Below are 23,582 nucleotides of genomic sequence, written 5' to 3'. Positions count from 1 at the left end.
ATCTAAAATTAATTTTAACATGCTCTTAATGAAATTTAACATTATTTCATCATCTTGATTAAGGCTTCAGTGATATCTTCGTCTGAAGCAGAGTTAATATTGAAATAACCTGATTTCGTTATGACAGGTTCAATCAGGAAGTACATCATTTCAAGATGTTCCATGTATAGTGCATGATAAAAAAGCGGTCTGTTATTTTTTAACCTATTTGCACTATCAGCGGCACGCTGAACCAGACTATAGGTATTAAGGGCAAATAAAGCTATTGCACCTTTACCTGCTATTTTATTAATGAAAGCATTTTGTACGGCGGAATTCATTTTGTTACCATAACAGATGTATTTGGCCACTGCATAGAGTAAACCGATTTTCGATGTCTGTTTAATGGAGTAGGGCGTTGTAAAATGTATTGCTTTTTCAAGAATATTTTTTTTCCGATCTTCACTTTTGCCATTTAGCAATGTTTCTATATAAAGCCTTATCATTCTAAATATGATATCTCTGTGTGTCACTAGTTGATAAATACCATCAACAAATCGCTTGTCCTCTATGCTCAATCGTTTACAGACATCATGATAATTATCTGTAAAGCACGAAGTGTAATAAAGCAAGCGAGTCGTCGCATCGCCAAGATTATTTAAATATTCTATGGCACCATCCTTTACCCCTGCGACGGCGCGATCGAGCCTTAATGCCAGATCTTTATCGGAACCAATTCTTTCTATAACTTCCTTGCTGTAATACATAATATGCCCCTGTTGTGTGCAGGGTTTATCATGATCTACCGAATCGCCTAAGGACAGTGATCGTACTCGCATTTTTAAAAGTAAAATAAAGAATAACCACTAACCTATTGTCTACGTTAATCGGTTCTTTTATATAATTGATGTGATGAATTTGAAAGTTTTGAATAAACTTAAGATTATCTTTAAATATATATTCTGCGAGGATTGGGGATATATTACTGAAGGGTGACATAATGTGTAGGCCGGGTAAGCGCAAGCGCCACCCGGCATCAAGCTAAGGCTTACAGCCCTTTCTTATCCATCAGCACCGCCAGATCCACCAGGCGGTTTGAGAATCCCCACTCGTTGTCATACCACGCCAGAATTTTGACCATGTTGCCGCCAATCACCAGCGTCGACAGCCCGTCGATAATCGAGGAGCGCGGGTCACCCTGGTAATCGCTGGACACCAGCGGTTCATCGCTGTAGCCCAGAATCCCTTTCAGTGGTCCGCTAGCCGCAGCCTGACGGAACGCGTCATTCACCTCGTCGGCGGTCACGTTACGGCTCAGCGTTACCGTCAAATCCACAATTGACACCACCGGAACCGGGACGCGTAAAGAATACCCGGTCAGCTTACCGTCCAGAGAAGGGATCACTTTTCCCAACGCCTTCGCCGCGCCGCTGGAGTAAGGCACAATCGACAGGGCCGCCGCACGTGCACCGCGCAGATCTTTCTCCGGCTGGTCGTGCAGCGCCTGGCTGTTGGTATAAGCATGCGTGGTGTTCATCAGGCCGTGCTCAATACCAAACTGCTGATGCAGCACCTGCGCTGCCGGAGCCAGTCCGTTAGTGGTACAGCTCCCGTTACTCACGACAGCGTGCAGGGCCGGATCGTACAGCTCGTGGTTTACACCCATCACAATCGTCAGGTCATCGTTTTTGCCCGGTGCAGAGATGATGACGCGCTTAGCGCCACCGTGGGTGATATGCACCGCCGCCTTTTCGCGTTCGGTGAAGAAACCAGTGGCTTCAATCACCACGTCCACCCCGACCTCGCGCCACGGGATGTTTGCCGGATCGCGTTCGCTGAAGACGACGATCCGCTGTCCATCCACCTGTAACCCGCCGTCAGCCGCCTCAACGGGTGCCTGCAGCGTGCCGAGAAGGGAATCATATTTGAGCAGATGGGCGAGGGTCTGGCTGTCCGTCAGATCGTTAATGGCCACAATCTGAAGATCCGGGTTACCCAGCGCCGCGCGCAGGAAATTACGTCCGATACGGCCGAAACCGTTAATACCGACCTTAACCATGATGCACTCCTTATCTCTGTTGTCTGGAGTCACTGTAGGCGTCAGGCTGAATGGCGTAAATGACAAAAAAGGATCACATTACGCCATCTTGCGGCAGTGGAAGCGCTGGCGATATTCCGTTGGGGTGAGATGAAGCTGTTTCTCGAAAACACGACGCAGGTTGATGCTGGTGCCAAACCCGCTTTGCTCAGCAATCAGCTCCAGCGGATCGCTGGTTTGCTCAAGAAGCTGCCGGGCGGCGGCAAGACGTGCTTCCGTCACGTAGCGGGCCGGAGAGACCCCTGCATCCCGCGTGAATACGCGGGTGAAGTTACGGGGACTCATCGCCGCTCTTTCCGCCAGGCGCTCAACGCAGAGATCGGCGGTCAGGTTTTGCAGGATCCAGCTTTGCAGTTCGCTAATCGGCCCCTGGGTACCGGACTGCTGCAAATTATAACGGCTAAACTGCAGCTGCCCGCCCGGACGGCGTAGGTACATCACCATATCCTGCGCCACGTCGCGGGCGAGAGAGAAACCGTAATCGTCTTCAACCAGCGCCAGCGTCAGGTCGAAACCGGAACTGACCCCGCCGGAGGTCCAGATGGGCCCATCCTGAACGTAGATCGGGCCGCCTTCCACCCTGATGGCCGGATAAGCGGCCTGCATCGTCTCCAGCAGACGCCAGTGTGTGGTTGCCCGCCGTCCGTCAAGCAAACCGCTCTGCGCAAGCAGCATCGCGCCGCCGCAGATGGAGGCAATACGACGCGCATGGGGCGCAGCGAGATGCAGCCAGTCCACCACGGCGGTGCTCTCCAGTTCATTCATGCCGCGGCCGGTAATGATGATGGTATCGAGTGGTTCACGCGGGTCCAGTTCAGGCAGACGATAATCTGCAAGCAGGTTTAATCCGGATTGACCGTGGATCACCTGATGGGGCTGCGTGGTGGCGATGATGATGCGGTAACACGGGTGAGACAGACCTTCCGGGTGCAGTCGGTTGGCCTGCATCAGAATGTCGGCGATACCGGCGGCTTCAAACAGCATGCCGCCGTCGGGAACAATAATCAGGATCTTTTTCATGTCCTGAAAAGTAACTTTATTACAAAATAAGTCAACAGGTAGAGAGCGCATAAACGCCATTTCTGGCAAAGCAAAGCGATTTAAGTTCTTTGTTATTTCAGCCGTTTTCACGGATCGTCAGGACACAGAATGACAGGCGGAACGGCATCGGAAGGAATGAGTCACTATTTACACCCGCAACAGCGAGAACATATTCACCGGCTTGCCACGCGGTTTCTGTGGCGAAGCGAGCTTCCCACCTGGCTGTTAATTATCGCTATCTATACCGGCTGGTTTACCACCCTGACGTACTGGCAGACGCTCGGTTTACTGCCTGCCACGGTGCTGCTGATCTGGTTTACCGCGTGGTATATGTCGCTTCAGCATGAGCTGATCCACGGCCATCCGACACGTTTTCCCCGGTTAAATCAGCTTTTCGGTACGCTGCCGCTGGCGGTCTGGTATCCCTATGGCCTGTACCGCGACTCGCATCTGGCCCATCACCGCAACGATCATCTCACGGTACCGGTGGACGATCCGGAATCCTACTATTTTACCGAACAGACCTGGGCGCGTTTTACGCCCTGGCAGAAGCGCATTATTCATGTGCGTAATACTTTTCTGGGGCGGCTGTTACTGGCTCCGCTGCTGGATATCGTTCAGACGCTGGGAAGTGCCGTGGCGGCGTTTCGTCAGCTGCACCTGCGGGCGATGTTGATGTGGCTGATGCATGGCGTGCTGTTGGCGGGGTTGTTTGTCTGGATGCGCCATATTGATTTTTCACCTGTCTGGTTTGTGCTGGCGGTGAGCTATCCCGCGCTGGCGCTCACCAAAGTGCGCTCTTTCCTCGAGCACCGCGCTGCAGACGATCCTCTCGCGCGATCGGTAATCAACGAAGCCGGGATCTTCTGGCAGGTGTTGTTCCTGAATCTCAACTACCATTCAGTGCATCACGATCTGCCAGGCGTGCCCTGGTATGGTTTGAAGGCGCTCTACCAGCAAAACCGGGCGGTGTATCAGCAGCGGAATCACGGTTTTGTGGTCAAGGGATACGGCCAGTGGCTGCGACAGTTTTGGGATAAGGCCGTGGATGTCACGGTTCATCCGGGGATAAAGCGAGAAGAGCATGAGTAACCTGCTGGCGTTTCCGATGTATGCCGTCAATCGGGCTGATACCGACGCGCTGTGGCGAGCTGTGCACGCTTTGCTGCTGGCACGCGGTGTGCCGGTGGGCGATCTTGTGCCGGGCATCCCGGAAGAGAACTTACTGACGCACTGGCAGCAGCCTGGACTCATCCTGAGCCAGACCTGCGGTTATCCGCTGGTCACACAGTTGCCGGACGTGCAGGTCGTCGGCTGTTTTCATTATGCGGCGCCGGGCTGCGAAGGGATCGCTTACCGCAGCCTGCTGGTGGTGCGGGAAGAAGATAAACACCTGCGCGTTGACGATTTCCGTGGGCGGCGGGTGGTGTGTAATGCGCCGGATTCCCAGTCCGGCTACAACACGCTGCGAAGACGAGTGGCACCTGATACGGTCAATGACTATTTTTCGCGGGTAATTTTCAGCGGCAGCCATCGCCAGTCGCTGATTGATGTAAAAGGCGGGGTGGGGGATATTGCGGCCATCGACTGCGTAACCTGGGCTCTGCTGCAGCGCCATGAGCCGGAACGGCTTGCGGGGCTGGCGGTCATTGAGCGTACCCCTCTCACGCCAGGACTGCCGCTGATCACCTCGCAAAACACCTCGCCTGAAACCCTTAACGCTATTCGCGATGCGCTGTGCGAGCTGGTAAATGCGCCGGAATACCGGGGTGTTTGCGACGCGGTGCTCATCGGCGGTTTTAGCGTGGTGACGCGCCAGGCCTACGCTTCATTGACTGCGTGATAAATTTCCCGTGCATCGGTAAAACAGCGTAGCGCCAGCGAGGAGACGGGTTTCTGTCGGCGCATAATCAGGCCGACAGGCGCCTCAATATTCGCTTCGGCGATGGGGACAATCCTGAAATTGTTGTTCAGTGCCTCCAGCCCGTTGTTCAGCGGCATCACGGCACAGCACACGCCGCTCTGAACCGCCTGAATGATCTGGAACGTCGAGTCACTCTCGAAAACGGCCGTCGGATCCAGGCCTGCAGCGTTAAAGCTGGCCTCCATATGCGCCCGGTAGTGCATCCCTTTGGTCAGGAACCCCAGCGGAAATTCCGTCAGGTCGTGCCAGGTCAGCGTTGCCTGGCCGGGCTGGAAATGGCGAATGTCGTGCAGCAGGCCCATCTTCGTTTTTGGCAGTTGGATAATGTCAAACAGGCTGGTGTCGATGCTGTTGAGATAGCAAATTCCCAGCTCAAGCTGATTGCGGCTGACCCCGTCGGCAATCTGCGCAGAGGACATGGAATAGAGGCTGTAGGTCAGCTCCGGATATTTTTGCGTCAGCAGGCGAATAAAGATCATCGGATCCACGCTCGCCAGCGGTACCATCCCAAGCCGTAATTCACCCACCACCTGGCCTTTGCACAGCGCGGCTTCCGCCTGCAGCCCGTCGTGCGCGGCCAGCAGCGCGCGGGCCCACGCGAGGATGCGTTCACCCTCCGGCGTAAACCCTTCAAAGCGCTGCCCGCGTACAATCAGCACCAGCCCCAGCTCCTCTTCCAGGCTGCGGATGCGCATGGAGAGGGTCGGCTGGGTAACGTTGCACTGCGAGGCCGCTTTACCAAAGTGCCGGGTCTCGTCGAGTGCGATTAAGTATTTTAACTGTTTAATATCCATCGTTTTCTCTGCGCGAACGGCCTTACAGCATGCGGATCTCTTTTGAGCGCAGGGTGATGCGAACTGGAACGGATTTATAAGACGGCGTCCCGCTGTCCTTGTCGAGATAATCGAGTGGCACCAGCACGTTGGCCTCCGGGTAATAGGCCCCGACGGATCCCGGGGCGATGCTGTACGCCACCACGGTAATGTCCTCCAGGCGCTGAACGCTGCCGGGCAGGGCGGTTTCTATATCCACGCGGTCGCCATGTTCCAGCCCTGACTGTGCCATATCGTCTTCGTTCATAAATAGCACGTCGCGGCGGCCAAAGACCCCACGGTAGCGGTCGTCCAGGGCATAAATGGTCGTGTTGTACTGATCGTGGCTGCGCAGCGTAATTAGACGCAGCACATGCTCGCCTTCACCGCTGGCGTTCTCATGAACCCCCTCGAACACCGAGAACATTGCTTTGCCCGTCGCGGTCGGCCAGATACGCTGCGTTGGCGGCAGCGGCATGCGGAAGCCCCCGGGAACGCGGATCCGCGCGTTATAGTCCTCGAACCCAGGAATGGTCTGCTCAATCAGATCGCGGATACGGTCATAATCCTCAACCAGCGTCAGCCAGTCCACGCGGGTTTCAGGCAGTGTGGCTTTCGCCAGGCCCGCCACGATGGCGGGTTCCGAACGCAACAACGGCGAGGCGGGTTTCAGCTTGCCGGACGAGGCGTGCACCATCGACATGGAATCTTCAACGGTAATGGACTGACGGCCGGTGGCCTGAATATCCAGCTCGGTGCGGCCGAGACACGGGAAAATAAAGGTCTCTTTGCCCACCAGCAGATGGGTACGGTTCAGCTTGGTGCCAACGTGCACGCTCAAATCCAGGTTACCCATCGCCGGAAAGCCCCGTTCATGATCGGGCATCGCAACCGCAAAATTGCCGCCGAGGCAGATAAGTGCCTTCGCACGGCCGTCAATCATCGCCTGCGTGGCCTGCACCGCATCGTGTCCGTGGTGAGACGGCGGCTCAAAGCCGAATACATCCTTCAGACGGTTCAGGAAGGCCGGTGTGGGTTTCTCGCTAATCCCGACGGTCCGGTTTCCCTGCACGTTTGAGTGGCCGCGCAGAGGGCAGATACCCGCGCCGGGCTTACCGATGTTCCCGCGCAGCAGCAGCACGTCAGCGATCAGGCGGACGTTCGCCGTGCCTTTATTGTGCTGGGTAATTCCCATCCCGTAGGTAATGATGGTGGCATTTGATTTCGCATAGGCCTCGGCCACCTTCTTAAGCGCCGCATGGCTCAGGCCTGACTCGCGCTCAATGTCGTCCCAGCGGGTTTGCGCGATATCGGCGCTGAAGTCCTCAATGCCCTGAGTGTGTTCGGCAATAAAGGCGTGATCCAGCACGTCACCGCGTTCGGCCTCCATCTCCAGAAGGTGTTTAGCAATCCCTTTCAGCGCGGCGGCATCGCCCCCGGCTTTCACCTGGAAATAGGTCGAGGCGATATCCGTGGAGCTGTAGGTCGCCATTTCAATCACGCTCTGCGGGTCCGCAAAACGTTCGAGGGCGCGCTCGCGCAGCGGGTTAAAGACGATAATCGGCACGTTGCGACGTGCCAGCTCATGAAGGGTGCCCATCATTCGCGGATGGTTGGTGCCAGGGTTATGGCCGATGGAGATCACCAGTTCGGTCTTATCGAAGTCGTCCAGTGAGACGGTACCTTTCCCGATCCCGATAGATCGCGGCAAGCCGACGCTGGTGGCCTCGTGGCACATATTCGAGCAGTCAGGAAAGTTATTGGTGCCGTATTCGCGGGCAAAGAGCTGGAACAGGTATGCCGCTTCGTTAGAGGCGCGCCCGGAGGTGTAGAACTCGACCTGGTCCGGTTCGAGCCCACACAAGACTTCGCCGATACGTTGAAACGCCTCGTCCCAGTCGACAGGGCGGAAGGTATCGCTTGCCCGGTCATAGCGCAGGGGATGCGTCAGGCGACCGTAGCCTTCCAGCTCAAAGTCCGATTTTGCCAGCAGCGAAGCGACGCTGTTTTCCGCCAGAAACGCAGGGGTGACGCGTTTGCTGGTGGCTTCCCAGGTCACCGCCTTCGCGCCATTCTCGCAGAACTGGAACGTCGATTTATGTTCTTTATCAGGCCACGCGCAGCCCGGGCAGTCAAAACCGTCCGGCTGGTTGGTGCGCAGCAGCGTCGCGGGAGCGTCCAGTGTATCCATTTGGGTACGTACCGCGATGGCCGTCGCTTTTAACGCGCCCCAGCCTCCGGCGGGACCGTCATAGTGCCTGATACCGGGAACTGCGCGTCTTTTCGTGTTCATACCCACTCCTGATTTGTTCGGTCACACAACATCTGAACCCATAAAAGCACTGCAGAGGACAATAAGCGTAAGCAATGACGACCGTTTGGCTGCGCGCATGCGATAGAGAAAGTGACTGCTTCTTGAATTCTTTTTATTACAGTAGCTTATATGTTGTGATGCTTAAAGATTTAAAGAAATTATAACGAATTTTTATCATTTTAATAATAAATCTTATCTATCACCCGGTAGGTGAGATAGATGGCGGTGAACAGGTAAGGATGTAGCAACAGTAAAACTTCGAATGAAGTGCCTGAGCGGGAGAAATAGACAATGTTCGCAGCTGGCGGGTAATCGCGTGCATTTTTCGGTGGCGATAATGGCAGAAAGGTTAACTCAGGCTTAATGATTAATAGATATAATTTATGTCTTAAAGGGAAATTATCATAGCGTGAAATATTAAGTTATTTTGAGCCGTGAAATTAACGCCGGGCGGCATCAGTGAAATAGGCCCATTCTGAGCGTAAAGTACGTGCAATATTAAAGATACCCTGTTAATGCAACAAATAATTCATCGGCGATAGGTTCTTTTGACATCACCAATACGCGAACTCTACTAATTATGGTAGTGGCGATAATAGCGACATTGCGTTAATGAAAGTGGTTCTCTTTTGTGTTTTTGTTATGTAAAACAAAAGGTTGTATGGGTTTGAGATGAATAAATAAAAGGGGGTAGGCCATGTATAATTTTTTATTAAGATTAATCCTATAATCTATCGTCTGCTTCATTTACCAACAGTTACGTAACGGTAAATATTGAATTGATGCGAAGCTCATGTAAACTTGTTTACCGTTTGTCAAAATATGTCAGGAAGACGCTGGGCCTTATTCTGAAGGGCTCGTGCGGTAGCTATGCCTTTAAAATAGTAACGCCCCGAAAATATCCTGACTATTTTAACAATAGCACTTAAGTCAAACTTCATCTCCTTATCTCCATCATCGAAATATCGCTACGGAAAAGCATATGAAAATGCGCGTACTGTTTTCACTTCTGTTTGTAATGGCGGTGGCGGGCTGTAAAGCGCCGCAGAAACCTGTGATCACTGACGATACCATCGTGACCAGTCAGGTTAACGGCGTCACCTTAACTCACCGTCATGTTGTGTTGCCCCCGGCAGAGTTCACCCAGGTGAATGAGCCTTATCGCGCCATGTACCCCGCATCCCTGATGAGCCGTCCGGACTACGGCGGAAAAGTGATCCGCACGCTCGAGACCGGCAAAACCTACGTGGTGCTGGGTCAGGTTGAACACTTCTGGATGGCGCTTGCCGACGAAGGGAACGAACAGCTGATTGGTTACGTCCCAATGCGCGCCGTCATCAAGGCCGACCAGTACGAAGCCACCGTGCGTAAACAGGCGATCCGTCCAAAAGCGCGTAAGAAAGCAACCTGTGTTGACGTCGATGGCAACAGCAAAGCCTGCAAAGACAGCGCAAACGGCACCTGGATCCTGAACTAAACGGGTTTCAAGAGCGTATTTTTTATGAATACAAAAACGTTTCATCAGCTCGGGTTAGCATTTTTTGCGGTGATTTTCACCCTGTTGAGTGGTTGTACGTCGTCTTCACACAGCGACCCCTCCCGCTACAATCTGCAGTTTCAGGCTCACCCCCAAATCAATGATTCTGCGCCATTAAAGGTCAGAGTGCTGCTGCTGAAATCCGATGCGGATTTCATGTCCAGCGACTTCTATTCCCTGCAGAACAACGCGTCGGCCACGCTTGGCGCGAATCTGCTTAACAGCGATGTGTTCTTCCTGATGCCGGGCCAGCTTTCGAAAACCCTGAGTGGACAAAGCTCGCCCGAGGCACGCTATATCGGCGTGATGGCGGAATATCAGACGCTGGACGGGAAAAAATGGCGCGTCTCAATCCCATTGCCTGTTCCCGGCGAAAACCATTTCTACCAGTTCTGGAAATGGTCCGCAGATGAACTCATCGCCAACGTCTTCCTGGACGTGAACGGTATCCGGGTCATCAGCCAGTAACGCGCTTCATAACAGGAAACACATCATCATGACGAAAGCAGAAAAGGTCGTCTGGACCGAAGGCATGTTCCTGCGTCCACACCATTTTCAGCGGACAGAAAGTTACCTGCTGAACCACATTCGTGAATGGGGTGCGCTGCAGCGATCGTATCTGTGGGGCTTTCTCGACGTTGAGCTGGACGACGCGATGCTCCGCCAGGGCTGCATTGCACTGAGCTACTGCAGCGGGTTACTGCCTGACGGCACGTTTTTCCAGGTGCGCAACGGCCGCAACGGCCCGGTGCCGCTGAAGATCCCTGACAATCTCACCAATGAGAAGGTGGTGCTTGCGCTGCCGGTTCGCCGCGGCGAACGCGAAGAGGTGATTTTCAGTGAAGAGCAGGCCTCGCTGGCGCGTTACCTCGCATTTGAACAAGACGTCGAAGACGATAATGCCATGTCAGTGGGCGATGCCACGGTACAGTTTGGCCGCCTGCGTTTAACCCTGATGCTGGAAAAAGATCTCACGGCAGAGTGGACCGCTATCGGCGTGGCCTTTGTGAGCGAAAAACGCAACGACAACCACGTGCGGCTGGATAACAGCTACATTCCGCCGATGCTGAATGCCAACAACAGCCCGCAGATCTACAGCATGATTAACGATCTGCATGGGCTACTGGTCCAGCGCAGCCAGCAGATTGGCGGACGTCTGCGCCAGCCAGGCCGCTTTAATACCTCCGAACTAATTGAGTTCACGCTGCTTTCGCTGGTTAACCGTCATCTCGGTGAGATATCCCATTTAAAAACCCTGCCGCTGATCCACCCGGAAACGCTGTGGCGCAGCTGGCTGCCGTTTGCGACGGAACTTGCCACCTGGACCTCTCAACGCACAGCGGAGAGCGTGCTCCCGGTGTATGACCATGACGATCTGGCGGTCTGCTTCAGCAAGCTGATGCTGATGCTGCGTCAGGGGCTGTCGCTGGTGATGGAAGATCACGCCATCCAGCTGCCGCTCAACGAGCGTTCCCATGGTCTTAACATCGCTACCGTGCCGGAGACCAGCATGGTGCGCGAGTTCGGCTTCGTGCTGGCGGTGAAAGCCAATGTGCCGGGCGAACACCTGCAAACCCATTTCCCGGCCCAGATGAAGGTGGCACCGGTCTCGAAAATCCGCGATCTGGTTCAGCTGCAGCTGCCGGGCATTATGCTGCGCGCCATGCCGGTCGCCCCGCCGCAAATACCATGGCACGCGGGCTACAGCTATTTCGAGCTGGAGAAGGGCAGTGAGCTGTGGCACGAGATGGATAAGTCCGGTGCGTTCGCTCTGCATCTCGCAGGGGAGTTTCCGGGTCTCGATATGGAGTTTTGGGCCATCCGTAGCCCGACAGAATAATAAAGCGAGCACTAAATATGCAGGAACGACAGGATACCGGCAGTGATGCTGTGTTTACCGGAGCCAGTGGCAATAATCAGCTGGTGGCGGCTGCCAACCCGCTGCTCAACGCCATTCCACAAATCCGTCATTCGGTTTCTCATGACGATCAGGTGGCGTTGCGCCAGCGTCTGATCGACGAAATTCGCCGTTTCGAAGTGCGATGCCAGCAGGCAGGGTTGCCGTATGAAGTGATCGTCGGCGCCCGCTACTGTCTGTGTACGGCGCTGGATGAAGCCGCCGCGCTCACCCCCTGGGGCAGCAGCGGCGTCTGGTCCAGCAGTGGCCTTCTGGTCACGTTTCATAACGAAACCTGGGGCGGAGAAAAATTTTTCCAGCTGCTGGCGCGCCTGTCTCAGAACCCGCGTGAACATATCCTGCTGCTGGAGATGATCAACTACTGCCTGTTGCTCGGTTTCGAGGGCCGCTATCGGGTGCTGGATAATGGCCGCACCCAGCTGGAAACCATCAAACAGCGACTGTGGCAGATGATCCGCAGCGTGCGCGGCAGCTACGCGCCGCCGCTCTCGGTGCACCCTGAAGATCGTCCTGTACTGCGCAAGCTGTGGCGTCCGATGGTCCCACTCTGGGCCTGCGTGGCGCTGGTCGGGTTTATCGCCTGTCTGTTTTATATCGTGCTTAACTGGCGTCTGGGCGATAACACCAGCCCGGTGCTGGCGAAGATTTATCAGTCTCAGCTGCCGGAAACCTCCATTCAGCAGCCCGCTCGCCAGCTGCCTGCGGTACTGAACCTGCGCGGCTTCCTGAAGCCTGAAATCGATGCCGGTCTGGTGGCGGTGAAGGATGAAGCGGATCGCAGCGTGGTGATCCTGAAAGGAGACGGCCTGTTCGCCTCGGCCTCGACGGTGGTGCGTGACCGCTATGAGCCGGTCATCAACCGCATTGCGCAAGCGATGAATAACGTCAGCGGCAAAATTCTGGTGGTGGGCTACAGCGACAACGTGCCGATCCGCAGCGCGCGCTTTGCCTCCAACTATGAACTCTCTCTCGAACGCGCCCGGTCGGTGCAAAAACAGCTGCAGGGAAGCCTCTCGCAGCCTGAACGCGTGAAGGCGGAAGGGCGGGGCGAAATTAACCCGGTGGCACCAAACACTACGCCTGAAAACCGCGCCCGTAACCGCCGTGTGGAAATTACTCTGCTGGTGTCGCCTGAAAATACGCAGGCTGAGCTGAACGGATTGCCGCAAGGAAACTAAGGATGCTGACTACTCTTCTTTCCATACTGACCAATCGCATTCTGTGGAGCTTCCTCGGCGTAACGGCGCTCGCGGCGGTGATCTGGATGATTGGTCCGCTGTTGTCCATCGTGGATACACGCCCGCTCGAATCTGAACAGAACCGCGTTATCAGTATCGCGGTGGTATATCTGATCTGGGCCCAGAGCCACATTCTGCCTCGGCTGTATAACGCCTGGCTGAACCGCAAGCTGATGGACAAGCTCAACGAGAACACCACTAAAGCGGAGGCGGCCGATCCGCAGAAACGCCTGAATAACGAGGAGCAGATCCTTGCAGGTCGTTTCGACGAAGCCGCGCAGATGCTGAAAAAAGCCCACTTCAGTAAGGCGGGCCACAGCGCGCAGTGGACGCAGCGTTTCAGCACGCAGTATCTCTATCAGCTGCCGTGGTACGTTATCATCGGCGCGCCGGGCTCCGGGAAAACCACCGCGCTGGCCAACTCCGGGCTGCAGTTCCCGCTGGCGGATCGCTTCGGTAAAACCGCGCTGCGGGGCATCGGCGGCACGCGCAACTGCGACTGGTGGTTCACCAACGAGGCTGTCCTGCTGGATACCGCCGGACGTTACACCACGCAGGAGAGCGAACAGGTTCAGGACGCGGGGGAATGGCTGGAGTTCATCAACCTGCTGCGTAAATATCGTCGTCGCCAGCCGATCAACGGTGTGATCATCACCATCAGCATTTCCGACCTGCTCACGCAGTCCGCCGAGGCGTCCCGCCAGCAGGCGGTGAACCTGCGCCAGCGTCTTTCCGAGCTGCATGAGCAGCTGGGCATCCGCTTCCCGGTGTACGTGATGGTGACCAAGGCTGACCTGCTCAAGGGCTTCCGCGCCTGGTTTGCCGATTATGACAAAGCGCAGCGCGACCAGATCTGGGGCTTTACGCTGCCGTGGGAGCAGACCAAACACGCGGATTACGACCTGATGGGCAACTTCCAGCAGGAGTTTTCTCTCCTCCAGCAGCGCCTGGATGCCGGTCTGCCGGAGACCATGCTCAAGGAGCATGACGGAAAAACCCGCGCGGAAGCCTATCTCTTCCCGCAGGAGTTCGCTGCGCTGCGCCCGCTGCTGGCGGATTACCTGAGCACGGTCTTTGCCCGTTCAAACTTTGAAACCGAATTCTCGCCGCGCGGCATCTACTTTGCCAGCGGCACCCAGGAAGGCATGCCGTTTGACCGCGTGATGGGCGAGCTTAACCGTGCGCTCTCTCTGCCGGAAGGGGCCGAAAGCGATAACTGGGATTCCGTCAGCAAAGAAGCCCCCATCCCGGGCGCGAAAGGCCAGAGTTTCTTTATCAAGAATCTGCTGCAAAACGTCATTTTCCAGGAAGCGGGCATTGCCGGAGAAAACCGTTGGTGGGAGCTGCGCAACCGGGCGGTGATCTGGTCTGGTTACGCGGCGCTGCTGGCCCTGCTGGTGATTTTGGGCGGGCTGTGGCTGACCAGTTACGCCAAAAACAAGGCGTATCTGGAAGAGGTTGACGCCAAAGTGCCGGTGCTGGAACAGCAGAGTAAGGCGCTGCAAAATCAACCTCAGCGCGATCTCTTTGCGCTGCTGCCGCTGCTTAACGGGCTGGTGGACCTGCCGAAGAGCGACGCCTTTGACGTTAACGACCCGCCGGTCTCCCGCCGCATGGGGCTTTACCGTGGGGATGACGTCAGCGATGCGTCGCAGTCTCTGTATCAGAAAGCGCTGGATCAGATGTTGCTCCCCGCCGTGACGATGCACATCACCACCTGGCTGCGCAACGACAACGGCAGCGACGTGGAATACAGCTACGAAGCGTTAAAAGCCTATCAGATGCTCTATCAGCCGAAGCACTATGACGGCAAATTCCTGCACTCCTGGGTGATGCTCAACCTGCAGCGCAACCTGCCGCAGGACGTCACTCAGGCGCAGCTTCAGCAGCTTGAATGGCATCTGACCCAACTGCTGGAACCGAAAATTCAGGCTTCACCCTATGCGCTGGATGAATCTCTGGTCGCGCGGGAAAGGGCGCTCATCAACCAGCAGCCGCTCTCGACACGCGTATACGGTCGTCTGAAGCGTCTGCTGGAGCATGACGAAAACCTCAAGCCGGTCTCGCTTTCCGATCTTGGCGGCCCGCAGAGCGAACTGGTCTTTTCCCGCAAAAGCGGCAAGCCGGTCAGCGAAGGCGTGCCGGGTCTGTATACCCCGGACGGCTACTGGAAAAGCTTTAACGGCCAGATCGACAGCGTGACGACCGCACTGCATGAAGATGACGCCTGGGTATTAGGTGCCACCACGGCCCAGGAAGATAAACAGCAGATCGATAACGCGGTGCGCCAGCTTTACATGCGTGACTTTATCGCCAACTGGGATCGCTTTCTCGCCGACATTCAGCTCAACAGCAGTGCCGATCTCTCCCAGCGTATCAACACTGCGCGCCTGCTCTCCGGGGCAAACTCACCGCTGCGCCGTCTGGTGCTGAACCTGAGCCAGGTGCTGACGCTGTCGCGCAATGCGCCTGCGCCAGAAGATGCCGGGAAAGCGGAAGCGCAGAGCAACCGTGCTACCCGTACGCTGCAGGCGCTGTTCAGTAACAACGATGCGGCGCCAACGCAGGGTGCGGTAGCGGTACAGGCACCGGAGCAGCTGGTGACTGACCACTATGCGCCGATGATTGAGCTGGCGCAGCCGCTGGAGAAAGGCGGAAAGACCATTGTGTTTGACGATTTTCTCAAGCAGGTGGACGAGCTGTATCGCTACCTGACCGCCGTTCAGGATGCGGCCAACAGCGGGATGCCTGCGCCGGGCGGCGACGCAATTAGCCGTCTGCAGGCCAGCGCGGGCCGTCTGCCGGGCGGGCTGCAAACCATGTTCAGTAATATGGCCGTGGGTGCCAGCAGTGATACCCAGCGACGCGATCTGGAAAACGTGCGTAAGCGCATTAACGTGGAAGTGGGCGGTTTCTGCCGTCAGGCGATTGCCGGTCGCTACCCGCTGGTGCGCAGCGCCAGCACGGAAGTGACGCCTGACGATCTCGCCCGCATGTTTGCCCCCGGCACCGGGCTGATGGACACCTTTTTCCGCGATAACCTGACCAACAAAGTCGACACCACCCAGGCGAACTGGCGCTTTATGCCGGGGATCGACGGTAAAACCCTGCCGGGCAGCGAAGGGCTGCTGCGCCCGTTCCAGCAGGCACAGTCAATCCGCGATGCCTTCTTTGCCAACGGGGCGACAACGCCGTCCTATAAGGTCACGGTGCGCACCGTGCGGATGGATAACACCATTCTGAACCTGACGCTGGACGTTGACGGCCAGCTGTTGCGCTACAGCCACGGTCCTCAGGCGGTGCAGATTATGAACTGGCCGGGACCGGGCGGCACCAACCAGGTGCGTATGCAGCTCGGGCTGGCAAACGGCAGTACGGCATCTTTGGTGACTAACGGATCCTGGGCGCTGAACCGCTTTTTCGATAAAGCCCGGACCAGTCCTGGCGCGGGTAGCCTGAGCCGTCAGGCGACCTTCAACGTCGACGGTCATCAGGTCACGCTGGAGTTTGCGCCAAACAGCATTCGCAACCCGTTCCAGCTTCCCCGTTTCTCATGCCCATAACCGCAAGGACAGCCGTATGACGAATACCACTGCGATGAACCGCTACAGCTGGTATGGCAAATTACCCAGCGCCGGTGACTTTTTGCAGCGTCGCTTTCCTGACACCCTTCAGCGCCAGTGGTCACACTGGTTTCAGGTCGGCCTGCTGGCCTGGCAACAGGAAGAGCAGCGCAGCGGTGAGCGCCAATTTACGAAAGCCCCGGTGTGGAATTTTGTCGTTCCGCCCATGCTGGGCAGCCAGATGATCCAGATGGGCTGCCTGCTGCCGGGACGTGACAGCGTGGGTCGCCACTACCCGGTCTGCATTCAGCTGAGCTTTAGTCCCGCCGAATGGTCATCGCGTCTGCTCGGCCAGGCCGAAAGCTGGTACCAACAGCTTGGTCGTCTGGGCCTGCACGCGGTGCGCAACGGTTTTTCCGCCTCACAGCTTGACGAGATGTTGATGAGTATCCCGGCGCCGCAGCCCGTTGAGCCACAAAAGCGATCCGACATTCTGGACGTGATTGGCTATGACGATGACGGCCAAAGCACGCTGGGCTGGCCGCAGGCAGCAGAGTGTTTTGACCCGCTGCGTCAGACCAGCTTCTGGTGGACGAACCGCTGCGACGGCTACCCGCTCTACACGCACGTCCACAGCGGCAACTTTACCGGGCAGCTCTTTACGCTGCTGTTCGATCCGGCAGGCGGCGCCCGACCGGGTCGTCACGGTCTTTATCCGCCTATGTTTGAATAAGCAGGGATCTCATGAATATCGAAGAATTTCTCGCGCCGATAAGCCACGACAAACCCTGTGGCGAAAACCTGGAGTACGACGCTGATTTCCAGATCATGAATCAGGCAAGTCAGGGGAAAGCGGAACAGCAGTTTGGCGACACCATTATTCCGGCAGAGCCCGCTGACTGGAACACGGTAGAAAAATTCGCTACCAGCCTGCTGACCCGCACCAAAGATCTTCGCGTCCTGCTGGCATTAACCCATGCCTGGACACGTCGCCGTGGACTCGCGGGCTATGCAGACGGGCTGTTGCTGGTGCAGGAAGCGCTGACCCGTTACTGGGAGCAACTCTACCCGCTGCTGGAAGAGTATGGCGAAACCGATCCGTTCTACCGCATCAACGCCCTCGCCGGGCTGAGCGATAAATCTGACCTCACCGTCGCGGTACGCAACGCCTCGCTGCTCCGCTCGAACGGGGATGAAATTTCGCTTCGGGACGCGCAGGCGCTGCTCGACGGCAGTAAAACGGAATGCCCTGACTATCCCGGCGGCCGCCCAAGGCTGATTGACGAGCTGGCGCGCGGCGACCAGCCCGGCACCGCAGCGGTCATTGTGATTAATGAACGGCTGCTGGCCATTCGCGATCTGCTCACCGGGTATCTGGGTGAAAGCGGCGTACCGGAGATGGAACAGCTGCTGAAAACTGTTGGGCTGGTCGCCAGCGCTTGTCAGGTGACGGACATCAGCAAGCTGCTGCCGAACCGTGAGGCGCAGGCTGAACCCCAGGTTGAGCAGCAATCGGCGGTAACGCAGCCCGTTCAGCAGGTCACCGACTGGCGCAGCGTGCAGGTCACCAGCCGCGCCGACGCCCAGCTGATGCTGGAAAAAGCGAAACAGTATTTTGCTCAGTACGAACCGAGCCATCCCGCACCGCTGATGATTGAGCGGGTGCAGCGGCTGTCTGAACTTAACTTTATGGACATTATTCGCGACCTGGCGCCAGACGGCGTTAACCAACTGGAAAACATCTTTGGACGCCGCGAATAACGCGTCCTGGCATTATGACGACAGGCATGGAGCCTGTCGTTTCACCTTCACCGCGCATCTTTGATGGAGAACATCATGGCAATGAGTAACAGTGGACAGAAATTCATCGCACGTAACCGTGCTCCCCGCGTCCAGATCGAGTACGACGTAGAGATCTACGGTGCAGAACGTAAAATTCAGCTGCCGTTTGTGATGGGCGTCATGGCCGATCTGGTCGGTAAACCGGTAGAAAACCTGCCTGCCGTCGATGAGCGTAAATTCCTTGAAATCGACATCGATAACTTTGATGAACGCATGAAGGCGCTGAAGCCGCGCGTGGCGTTTAACGTGGATAACACCCTGACGGGCGAAGGCAAACTGAACGTTGATCTGACCTTCGACAGCATGGACGACTTCCTGCCGGATGCGGTGGCCCGCAAGGTTGAGCCGCTGAACAAGCTGCTGGAAGCGCGTACCCAGCTTTCTAACCTGCTGACCTATATGGACGGCAAAAACGGTGCAGAAGAGCTGATCGCAAAAATTCTGCAGGATCCGACGCTGCTCAAATCTCTGAGCCAGTTGCCGAAAAATGACGAAAGCGCGAAAGGTAGCGAGGAATAATCGATGAGCAACCAGACTCAACAACACGAGCAGCAGGCGGGTCAGGCGTTCAGCCAGGATGAGTTCAGCGCGCTGCTGAACAAAGAGTTCCGCCCGAAAACCGATCAGGCGCGCTCCGCCGTAGAAAGCGCGGTTAAAACCCTGGCGCAGCAGGCGCTGGAAAACACCGTCACTTTCTCTAACGACACCTACCGCACCATTCAGAACCTGATTGCCGGTATCGACGAGCAGCTGTCGCAGCAGGTGAACCAGATCATTCACCACGACGAGTTTCAGAAGCTGGAGAGCGCCTGGCGCGGCCTGAGCTATCTGGTGAACAACACTGAAACTGACGAGATGCTGAAGATCCGCTTTATGAGCATCTCCAAGCAGGAGCTGGGACGCACCCTGAAGCGCTACAAGGGCGTGGGCTGGGACCAGAGCCCGATCTTCAAGAAGATCTACGAGCAGGAGTACGGTCAGTTCGGCGGCGAGCCGTTTGGCTGCATCGTCGGCGACTACTACTTCGACCACAGCCCGCAGGACGTTGAGCTGCTGGGTGAAATGGCGCGCATCGGCTCTGCGGCGCACTGTCCGTTTATCACCGGTACCGCACCGGGCGTGATGCAGATGGAATCCTGGCAAGAGCTGGCTAACCCGCGCGACCTGACCAAGATCTTCCAGAATACCGAATACGCGGCCTGGCGTTCACTGCGTGAATCCGAAGATGCCCGCTATCTGGGTCTGGTGATGCCGCGCTTCCTGTCGCGTCTGCCGTACGGCATTCGCACCAACCCGGTCGACAGCTTTGACTTTGAAGAGCAGACCGACGGCGCAAACCACAACAGCTACTCCTGGGCGAACGCCGCCTATGCGATGGCGGCCAACATCAACCGCTCCTTCAAGGAGTACGGCTGGTGCACCTCAATTCGCGGCGTGGAGTCCGGCGGGGCGGTGGAGAACCTGCCGTGCCACACCTTCCCGAGCGATGACGGCGGCGTGGACATGAAGTGCCCGACCGAGATCGCCATCAGCGATCGTCGTGAAGCCGAGCTGGCGAAAAACGGCTTTATGCCGCTGGTTCACCGCAAAAACTCCGACTTCGCCGCCTTCATCGGCGCGCAGTCGCTGCAAAAACCGGCCGAATACCACGACCCGGATGCCACCGCCAACGCGCGTCTGGCCTCTCGCCTGCCGTACCTGTTCGCCTGCTGCCGCTTTGCGCACTACCTGAAGTGCATCGTGCGCGACAAAATCGGCTCCTTCCGCGAGCGCGAAGAGATGGAGCGCTGGCTGAACGACTGGGTAATGAACTACGTGGACGGTGACCCGGCTAACTCCTCCCAGGAGACCAAGTCCCGTAAGCCGCTGGCGGCTGCGGAAGTGCAGGTGCAGGAAATCGAAGACAACCCGGGCTACTACGCCGCGAAGTTCTTCCTGCGTCCACACTACCAGCTGGAAGGTCTGACCGTTTCCCTGCGTCTGGTGTCTAAACTGCCGTCGCTGAAGACGAAAGACGCGTGATGACGATTGCCGGCTCGAAGGAGCCGGCCATTTGAACGTAAAGAGCTTAGCTAATTTCTGTCAGTGAATAAGGATATACGGTGAAACATATACTTTTGATCGCAACCAGTTTGCTGGCAGTTTCTACTCTGGCGAGCGCGGACGCTGGAAATTATAAATACCCTCAAGCTGAAGCATTGCCTCAGGATGACACCTCAAACTTCCAACGCGATCCGACGTTGTTAACGGGATACGATTTAAATTTGAGTGCAGATCGTTTCGCTAAAGCCTGGCTGTCGAAAACGAATGAACGTGAACGCATCAAGGCAAATATGTATCTACTCGGCGTAGTCGACGCGTCTGAGGGCACTGCATGGTGCAAGGGCAGGCCTTTTTTGCCAAATACTCTACATGAGTTTCTCTATTCTCGTTTTGCGAACTTATCGAAACAGCAAGGCGATGAACGCGCTTCAAAAATCATCATTGACGGAATGAAAGAATTACGCCCGTGCAAAAAGGAGAGTGACAAATGAAACCATTATACGAACAACTAAAACGTCAGCATTACTCTTCAAATCATACGCGCGCGGGTTTTGCCTCGGGTGAACAGGTCTTCTCAGAAATTGGCTATGATTATTCAACAATTATCAAGCAGCAACCGGCATACGAAAATACCTGTGCGGTAAGAATGAGTCTGGCATTGTTAAAATGTAATGTTGAATTCACAGGTCGTTTACCCATAAAGTCGGGTCCCTATAAAGGAAAAACAATCGAACCTGGCGCAAAATTACTTGCCGATCAACTTTATAAATCCCATGTATTTGGCAAGGCAGAAATATTTACCGATCGCGAGGCGGGTGCGCGCGCAATGTTGGGTCGAAAAGGTGTTGTTTTCTTCAATAAAATTGATGGGTATGGCGGTGGCCATATCGACCTTATCGAGCCTCTGAGTAATAATTCGTTTATATGTAACTCCGATTGCTTTCCGTACTGTCAGGAAATCTGGTTTTGGGAATTAAAATAATTTCATTGAGGTATCTAAAGACAGCATTTCTTTTGCTCACTTGCTTATGTTTTTCTGCTCGCGGTGATAACCCTCACGTAGATTTTTATCAGCAGCAAACATACCGGCAGGTGGTCAAAGATCTTGTCCTGGCGCGTTGCCTTGCGCAGGTAGCAGATAAGGGTAGTCAGTTCTCTGTCGACGCGGCCCGCAGTGCGAGTGCATTCATCGAATGGATACCGTTTGATGCTGAAAACGGTACTGACAAAGTCAACGCCATTATTGGAAAATATAAAAACAAAATTAACGGTTTCCACTCGGAGCGAAAGCCTGATGTAAAAGGCGTGACCTTAAATTGTTTACGTCTTTACCACAGTGACGAACTTAATAAACTGGTTCCGCAATTAATCGTCGGAAATCCTGACCGCACGTGGCTCCAGGATAACCCGCAATAGTAAAAGACTTCACATTCTTTCCGTTCATTCCGGGGGGATGTAAGACTGTCAAATGACACGGGTCATTTGATATGAGGCAGAGGTAAAATATGGACGGTTTTATTCAGCCCCATGCTTTCCTGTTTGCCATATAAGGGCTTTTTCGAAAGCAATATTGTTCATTCACGAAGAGTAGATATTATGGCTATTGATATGTTTCTGAAGGTCGAGGGTGTTACGGGCGAGTCTAAAGATTCTAACCACACCGGCTGGACTGATATTACCTCCTTCTCCTGGGGTGCATCCCAGCCGGGTAATATGAGCGTTGGCGGTGGCGGCGGTGCCGGTAAAGTTAACTTTAACGACCTGCACGTTAACGCGCTGATCGACAAATCCACTACAGCAGTCCTGAAACACTGCGCAAGCGGTAAGCACCTGACCAAAGTTGAACTGTCCGTCTGCAAAGCAGGTGGCCAGCAGGTTGAATACACCCGCATCACCCTGGAAGACGTCCTGGTGACCTCTGTTCAGTACACTGGTGCAGACAACGGCGACACCGTTGGCGTGACCTACGCATTCCAGGCTGCGAAAGTGAAACAGCAGTACTGGGAGCAGACCACTGCCGGTGGTAAAGGTGCTGAAAGCAGCGCTGGCTGGAACATCAAAGAGAACAAAGAAGCGTAATTGTTCATCCATGACCGGGGAACCTCCCCGGTCATGATGATTGATTCCGAATATGCTGCAAGTTAATGATGATTAGAGAGTTAAGCGTAATATCGATTGCATTAGCGTGTAGTGCTTGCATCTCACCTCCTGCACAGTATGAGAAAATTTCTGTCACGCTAGAAAACAATATCCCTTGTCTTGGTATCAGGCAGGATTCAAATTTTAATGGGCCTATATCAGTTTACGCACCATCTGTAATGAAACACGTTGGTAATCAATGGGAAAATATTAATTTCCATGTTCAACCTACAGCAATGCGTATCTTGAATTCAGAGGAATGTATTCGTCTGGATGAGGTTGACTGGCGCGAGGGTGAGTATGATGTTGTATTGAAGGTTGTCAATGAAAAAACTGCTATTCGATATGCAGCACGGTTTGTATTAAAGAAAGGTACGAATAGCGACTTACTTTTAATGATGAGTGAATGATATACTTTTCAAACGTCGGTTTTTTTCAAGAGAGCATCAGCGTTTGAGTATTTGTTTAATTACGAAATGATTAAATAATTCACCACCAAAAAACTCTGGGCACTGAGTGGGCGCTCTTTGTGGTGCAATGGGAATACCTACGATGGGTACTGGTGCCCTTGTGTGTGGAATTGTTGTAGGACTAGGCGCTACTTCAGCGGGAGCCTGGATGGGTACAAAAGGGGGGGCTGAATTGGGTGAAGGGATTAGCAACTTGATTTTTTCCGGGGACGAGTAAATGTACGAATCAATGCGCCTGATGCTGCTTTCTTTTGTATTTTTAGGTTTGTTTGTTTCTCTAGTTTTATATGTTTATTTTTATCGGAAACACTCTCAGGAACTTACAGAAGCATTTCACCTTCTGAGTAGTAAACAATACTTAGAAATAAATGATTACCTTTTTTATGAACAGCTTGGATTACCCGGATTTGCTCATCGCGTATTCTTAATGAGAAAAATAATTGCGTGCAAGCCGATAAAGTCAGGGAGCACAAGACAAATTTCTCCTGAAGCAGGAACATTAATACTGTCAACATACCGCTTCTCCTGGATTAATATGTTTCACAAAGTAACGATTTCTGTGGTGTGTTTAATGCTGTTGTTATTTGTGTTAGTTGCTACCGGGCGATAAAAAATGCCGTTCCAGATGATGCTCAATTTATTAAACTGTCCCTTGCATTAACCC

22 protein-coding genes are annotated in these 23,582 nt (G+C 54.7%); 17 read left to right on the top strand and 5 right to left on the bottom strand.

Translation table 11 applies throughout. From position 1 onward, the window contains the following. Positions 1 to 41: 41 nt before the first annotated feature. The 3 genes from ACOQH0_RS13240 to ACOQH0_RS13230 all read right to left on the bottom strand — a co-directional run bounded on the left by ACOQH0_RS13240 (position 42) and on the right by ACOQH0_RS13230 (position 3,097). Complete coding sequence (locus ACOQH0_RS13240; protein WP_218400948.1) at positions 42 to 746, bottom strand: hypothetical protein; 705 nt, start codon at positions 744 to 746, stop codon at positions 42 to 44. A 281-nt stretch (positions 747 to 1,027) separates the two neighbouring features. Then, positions 1,028 to 2,038 (bottom strand): type I glyceraldehyde-3-phosphate dehydrogenase, encoded by a 1,011-nt coding sequence (gene gap / locus ACOQH0_RS13235; RefSeq protein WP_421510546.1) that lies wholly within the window; start codon positions 2,036 to 2,038, stop codon positions 1,028 to 1,030. Between the two features lie 78 nt (positions 2,039 to 2,116). Then, positions 2,117 to 3,097 (bottom strand): GlxA family transcriptional regulator, encoded by a 981-nt coding sequence (locus ACOQH0_RS13230; RefSeq protein WP_237844192.1) that lies wholly within the window; start codon positions 3,095 to 3,097, stop codon positions 2,117 to 2,119. Positions 3,098 to 3,253: 156 nt separating this feature from the next. Here ACOQH0_RS13230 and ACOQH0_RS13225 point away from each other — a divergent pair, with 156 nt between their 5' ends. Continuing rightward, a complete protein-coding gene (locus ACOQH0_RS13225) occupies positions 3,254 to 4,210 on the top strand; it encodes a fatty acid desaturase (RefSeq protein WP_089601518.1) in 957 nt (318 codons plus the stop codon). Further along, positions 4,203 to 4,961, top strand: a complete 759-nt coding sequence (locus ACOQH0_RS13220) for a phosphate/phosphite/phosphonate ABC transporter substrate-binding protein (RefSeq protein ID WP_421510545.1) — start codon at positions 4,203 to 4,205, stop codon at positions 4,959 to 4,961. Before ACOQH0_RS13225 ends, ACOQH0_RS13220 begins: the two co-directional genes overlap by 8 nt. Here the strand turns inward: ACOQH0_RS13220 and ACOQH0_RS13215 are convergent. Together ACOQH0_RS13215 and ACOQH0_RS13210 are read right to left on the bottom strand one after the other, a co-directional pair. Next, entirely contained in the window at positions 4,940 to 5,836 is an 897-nt protein-coding gene (locus ACOQH0_RS13215) for a LysR family transcriptional regulator (RefSeq protein ID WP_089601486.1), read from the bottom strand. The two genes, ACOQH0_RS13220 and ACOQH0_RS13215, sit on opposite strands and share 22 nt — an antisense overlap. Before the next feature lie 22 nt (positions 5,837 to 5,858). Next, positions 5,859 to 8,147: an FdhF/YdeP family oxidoreductase gene (locus ACOQH0_RS13210; protein ID WP_421510544.1), complete on the bottom strand. Its 2,289-nt coding sequence runs from the start codon at positions 8,145 to 8,147 to the stop codon at positions 5,859 to 5,861. 1,003 nt (positions 8,148 to 9,150) lie between these two features. Between ACOQH0_RS13210 and ACOQH0_RS13205 the strand changes: the two genes are divergently transcribed. The 15 genes from ACOQH0_RS13205 to ACOQH0_RS13135 all read left to right on the top strand — a co-directional run bounded on the left by ACOQH0_RS13205 (position 9,151) and on the right by ACOQH0_RS13135 (position 23,528). Beyond that, a complete protein-coding gene (locus tag ACOQH0_RS13205) occupies positions 9,151 to 9,645 on the top strand; it encodes a hypothetical protein (protein WP_010432813.1) in 495 nt (164 codons plus the stop codon). A gap of 24 nt (positions 9,646 to 9,669) precedes the next feature. Beyond that, entirely contained in the window at positions 9,670 to 10,173 is a 504-nt protein-coding gene (gene tssJ, locus ACOQH0_RS13200; RefSeq protein ID WP_010432816.1) for a type VI secretion system lipoprotein TssJ, read from the top strand. 28 nt (positions 10,174 to 10,201) lie between these two features. Next, a complete protein-coding gene (gene tssK, locus ACOQH0_RS13195) occupies positions 10,202 to 11,545 on the top strand; it encodes a type VI secretion system baseplate subunit TssK (RefSeq protein WP_010432817.1) in 1,344 nt (447 codons plus the stop codon). 17 nt (positions 11,546 to 11,562) lie between these two features. After that, positions 11,563 to 12,801, top strand: a complete 1,239-nt coding sequence (locus tag ACOQH0_RS13190; protein ID WP_089601490.1) for a DotU family type VI secretion system protein — start codon at positions 11,563 to 11,565, stop codon at positions 12,799 to 12,801. Between the two features lie 2 nt (positions 12,802 to 12,803). Further along, positions 12,804 to 16,424 (top strand): type VI secretion system membrane subunit TssM, encoded by a 3,621-nt coding sequence (gene tssM, locus ACOQH0_RS13185; RefSeq protein WP_237844185.1) that lies wholly within the window; start codon positions 12,804 to 12,806, stop codon positions 16,422 to 16,424. A gap of 16 nt (positions 16,425 to 16,440) precedes the next feature. Next, entirely contained in the window at positions 16,441 to 17,157 is a 717-nt protein-coding gene (gene tagF, locus ACOQH0_RS13180) for a type VI secretion system-associated protein TagF (protein WP_421510542.1), read from the top strand. 11 nt (positions 17,158 to 17,168) lie between these two features. Continuing rightward, complete coding sequence (tssA, locus tag ACOQH0_RS13175) at positions 17,169 to 18,185, top strand: type VI secretion system protein TssA (RefSeq protein WP_421510541.1); 1,017 nt, start codon at positions 17,169 to 17,171, stop codon at positions 18,183 to 18,185. A 75-nt stretch (positions 18,186 to 18,260) separates the two neighbouring features. Beyond that, the gene (gene tssB / locus ACOQH0_RS13170; RefSeq protein ID WP_010432827.1) at positions 18,261 to 18,785 is read left to right on the top strand and encodes a type VI secretion system contractile sheath small subunit; all 525 of its coding nucleotides are present in this window, start codon (positions 18,261 to 18,263) and stop codon (positions 18,783 to 18,785) included. Positions 18,786 to 18,788: 3 nt separating this feature from the next. Then, a complete protein-coding gene (gene tssC, locus ACOQH0_RS13165; protein ID WP_028018712.1) occupies positions 18,789 to 20,288 on the top strand; it encodes a type VI secretion system contractile sheath large subunit in 1,500 nt (499 codons plus the stop codon). A gap of 80 nt (positions 20,289 to 20,368) precedes the next feature. Then, positions 20,369 to 20,800, top strand: a complete 432-nt coding sequence (locus ACOQH0_RS13160) for a Rap1a/Tai family immunity protein (RefSeq protein ID WP_262181830.1) — start codon at positions 20,369 to 20,371, stop codon at positions 20,798 to 20,800. Next, complete coding sequence (locus ACOQH0_RS13155; RefSeq protein ID WP_089601498.1) at positions 20,797 to 21,291, top strand: T6SS effector amidase Tae4 family protein; 495 nt, start codon at positions 20,797 to 20,799, stop codon at positions 21,289 to 21,291. Before ACOQH0_RS13160 ends, ACOQH0_RS13155 begins: the two co-directional genes overlap by 4 nt. Before the next feature lie 5 nt (positions 21,292 to 21,296). Continuing rightward, a complete protein-coding gene (locus ACOQH0_RS13150) occupies positions 21,297 to 21,725 on the top strand; it encodes a T6SS amidase immunity protein Tai4 family protein (RefSeq protein ID WP_421512352.1) in 429 nt (142 codons plus the stop codon). 180 nt (positions 21,726 to 21,905) lie between these two features. Next, the gene (locus ACOQH0_RS13145) at positions 21,906 to 22,388 is read left to right on the top strand and encodes an Hcp family type VI secretion system effector (protein ID WP_010432842.1); all 483 of its coding nucleotides are present in this window, start codon (positions 21,906 to 21,908) and stop codon (positions 22,386 to 22,388) included. A 65-nt stretch (positions 22,389 to 22,453) separates the two neighbouring features. Further along, on the top strand, positions 22,454 to 22,858 hold the full coding sequence (locus ACOQH0_RS13140) for a hypothetical protein (protein ID WP_421510539.1): 405 nt from the start codon (positions 22,454 to 22,456) through the stop codon (positions 22,856 to 22,858). 277 nt (positions 22,859 to 23,135) lie between these two features. Continuing rightward, positions 23,136 to 23,528, top strand: coding sequence for a hypothetical protein (locus ACOQH0_RS13135; RefSeq protein WP_143350104.1), 393 nt, complete (start codon positions 23,136 to 23,138; stop codon positions 23,526 to 23,528). Positions 23,529 to 23,582: the final 54 nt, after the last annotated feature.

This window comes from Enterobacter sp. JS8-1 (genome assembly GCF_049187015.1).
GTDB classification, from domain to species: domain Bacteria; phylum Pseudomonadota; class Gammaproteobacteria; order Enterobacterales; family Enterobacteriaceae; genus Enterobacter; species Enterobacter mori.
Note: the sequence above shows the minus strand (reverse complement) of the source record. Positions and strands in the feature narration are given on the sequence as shown.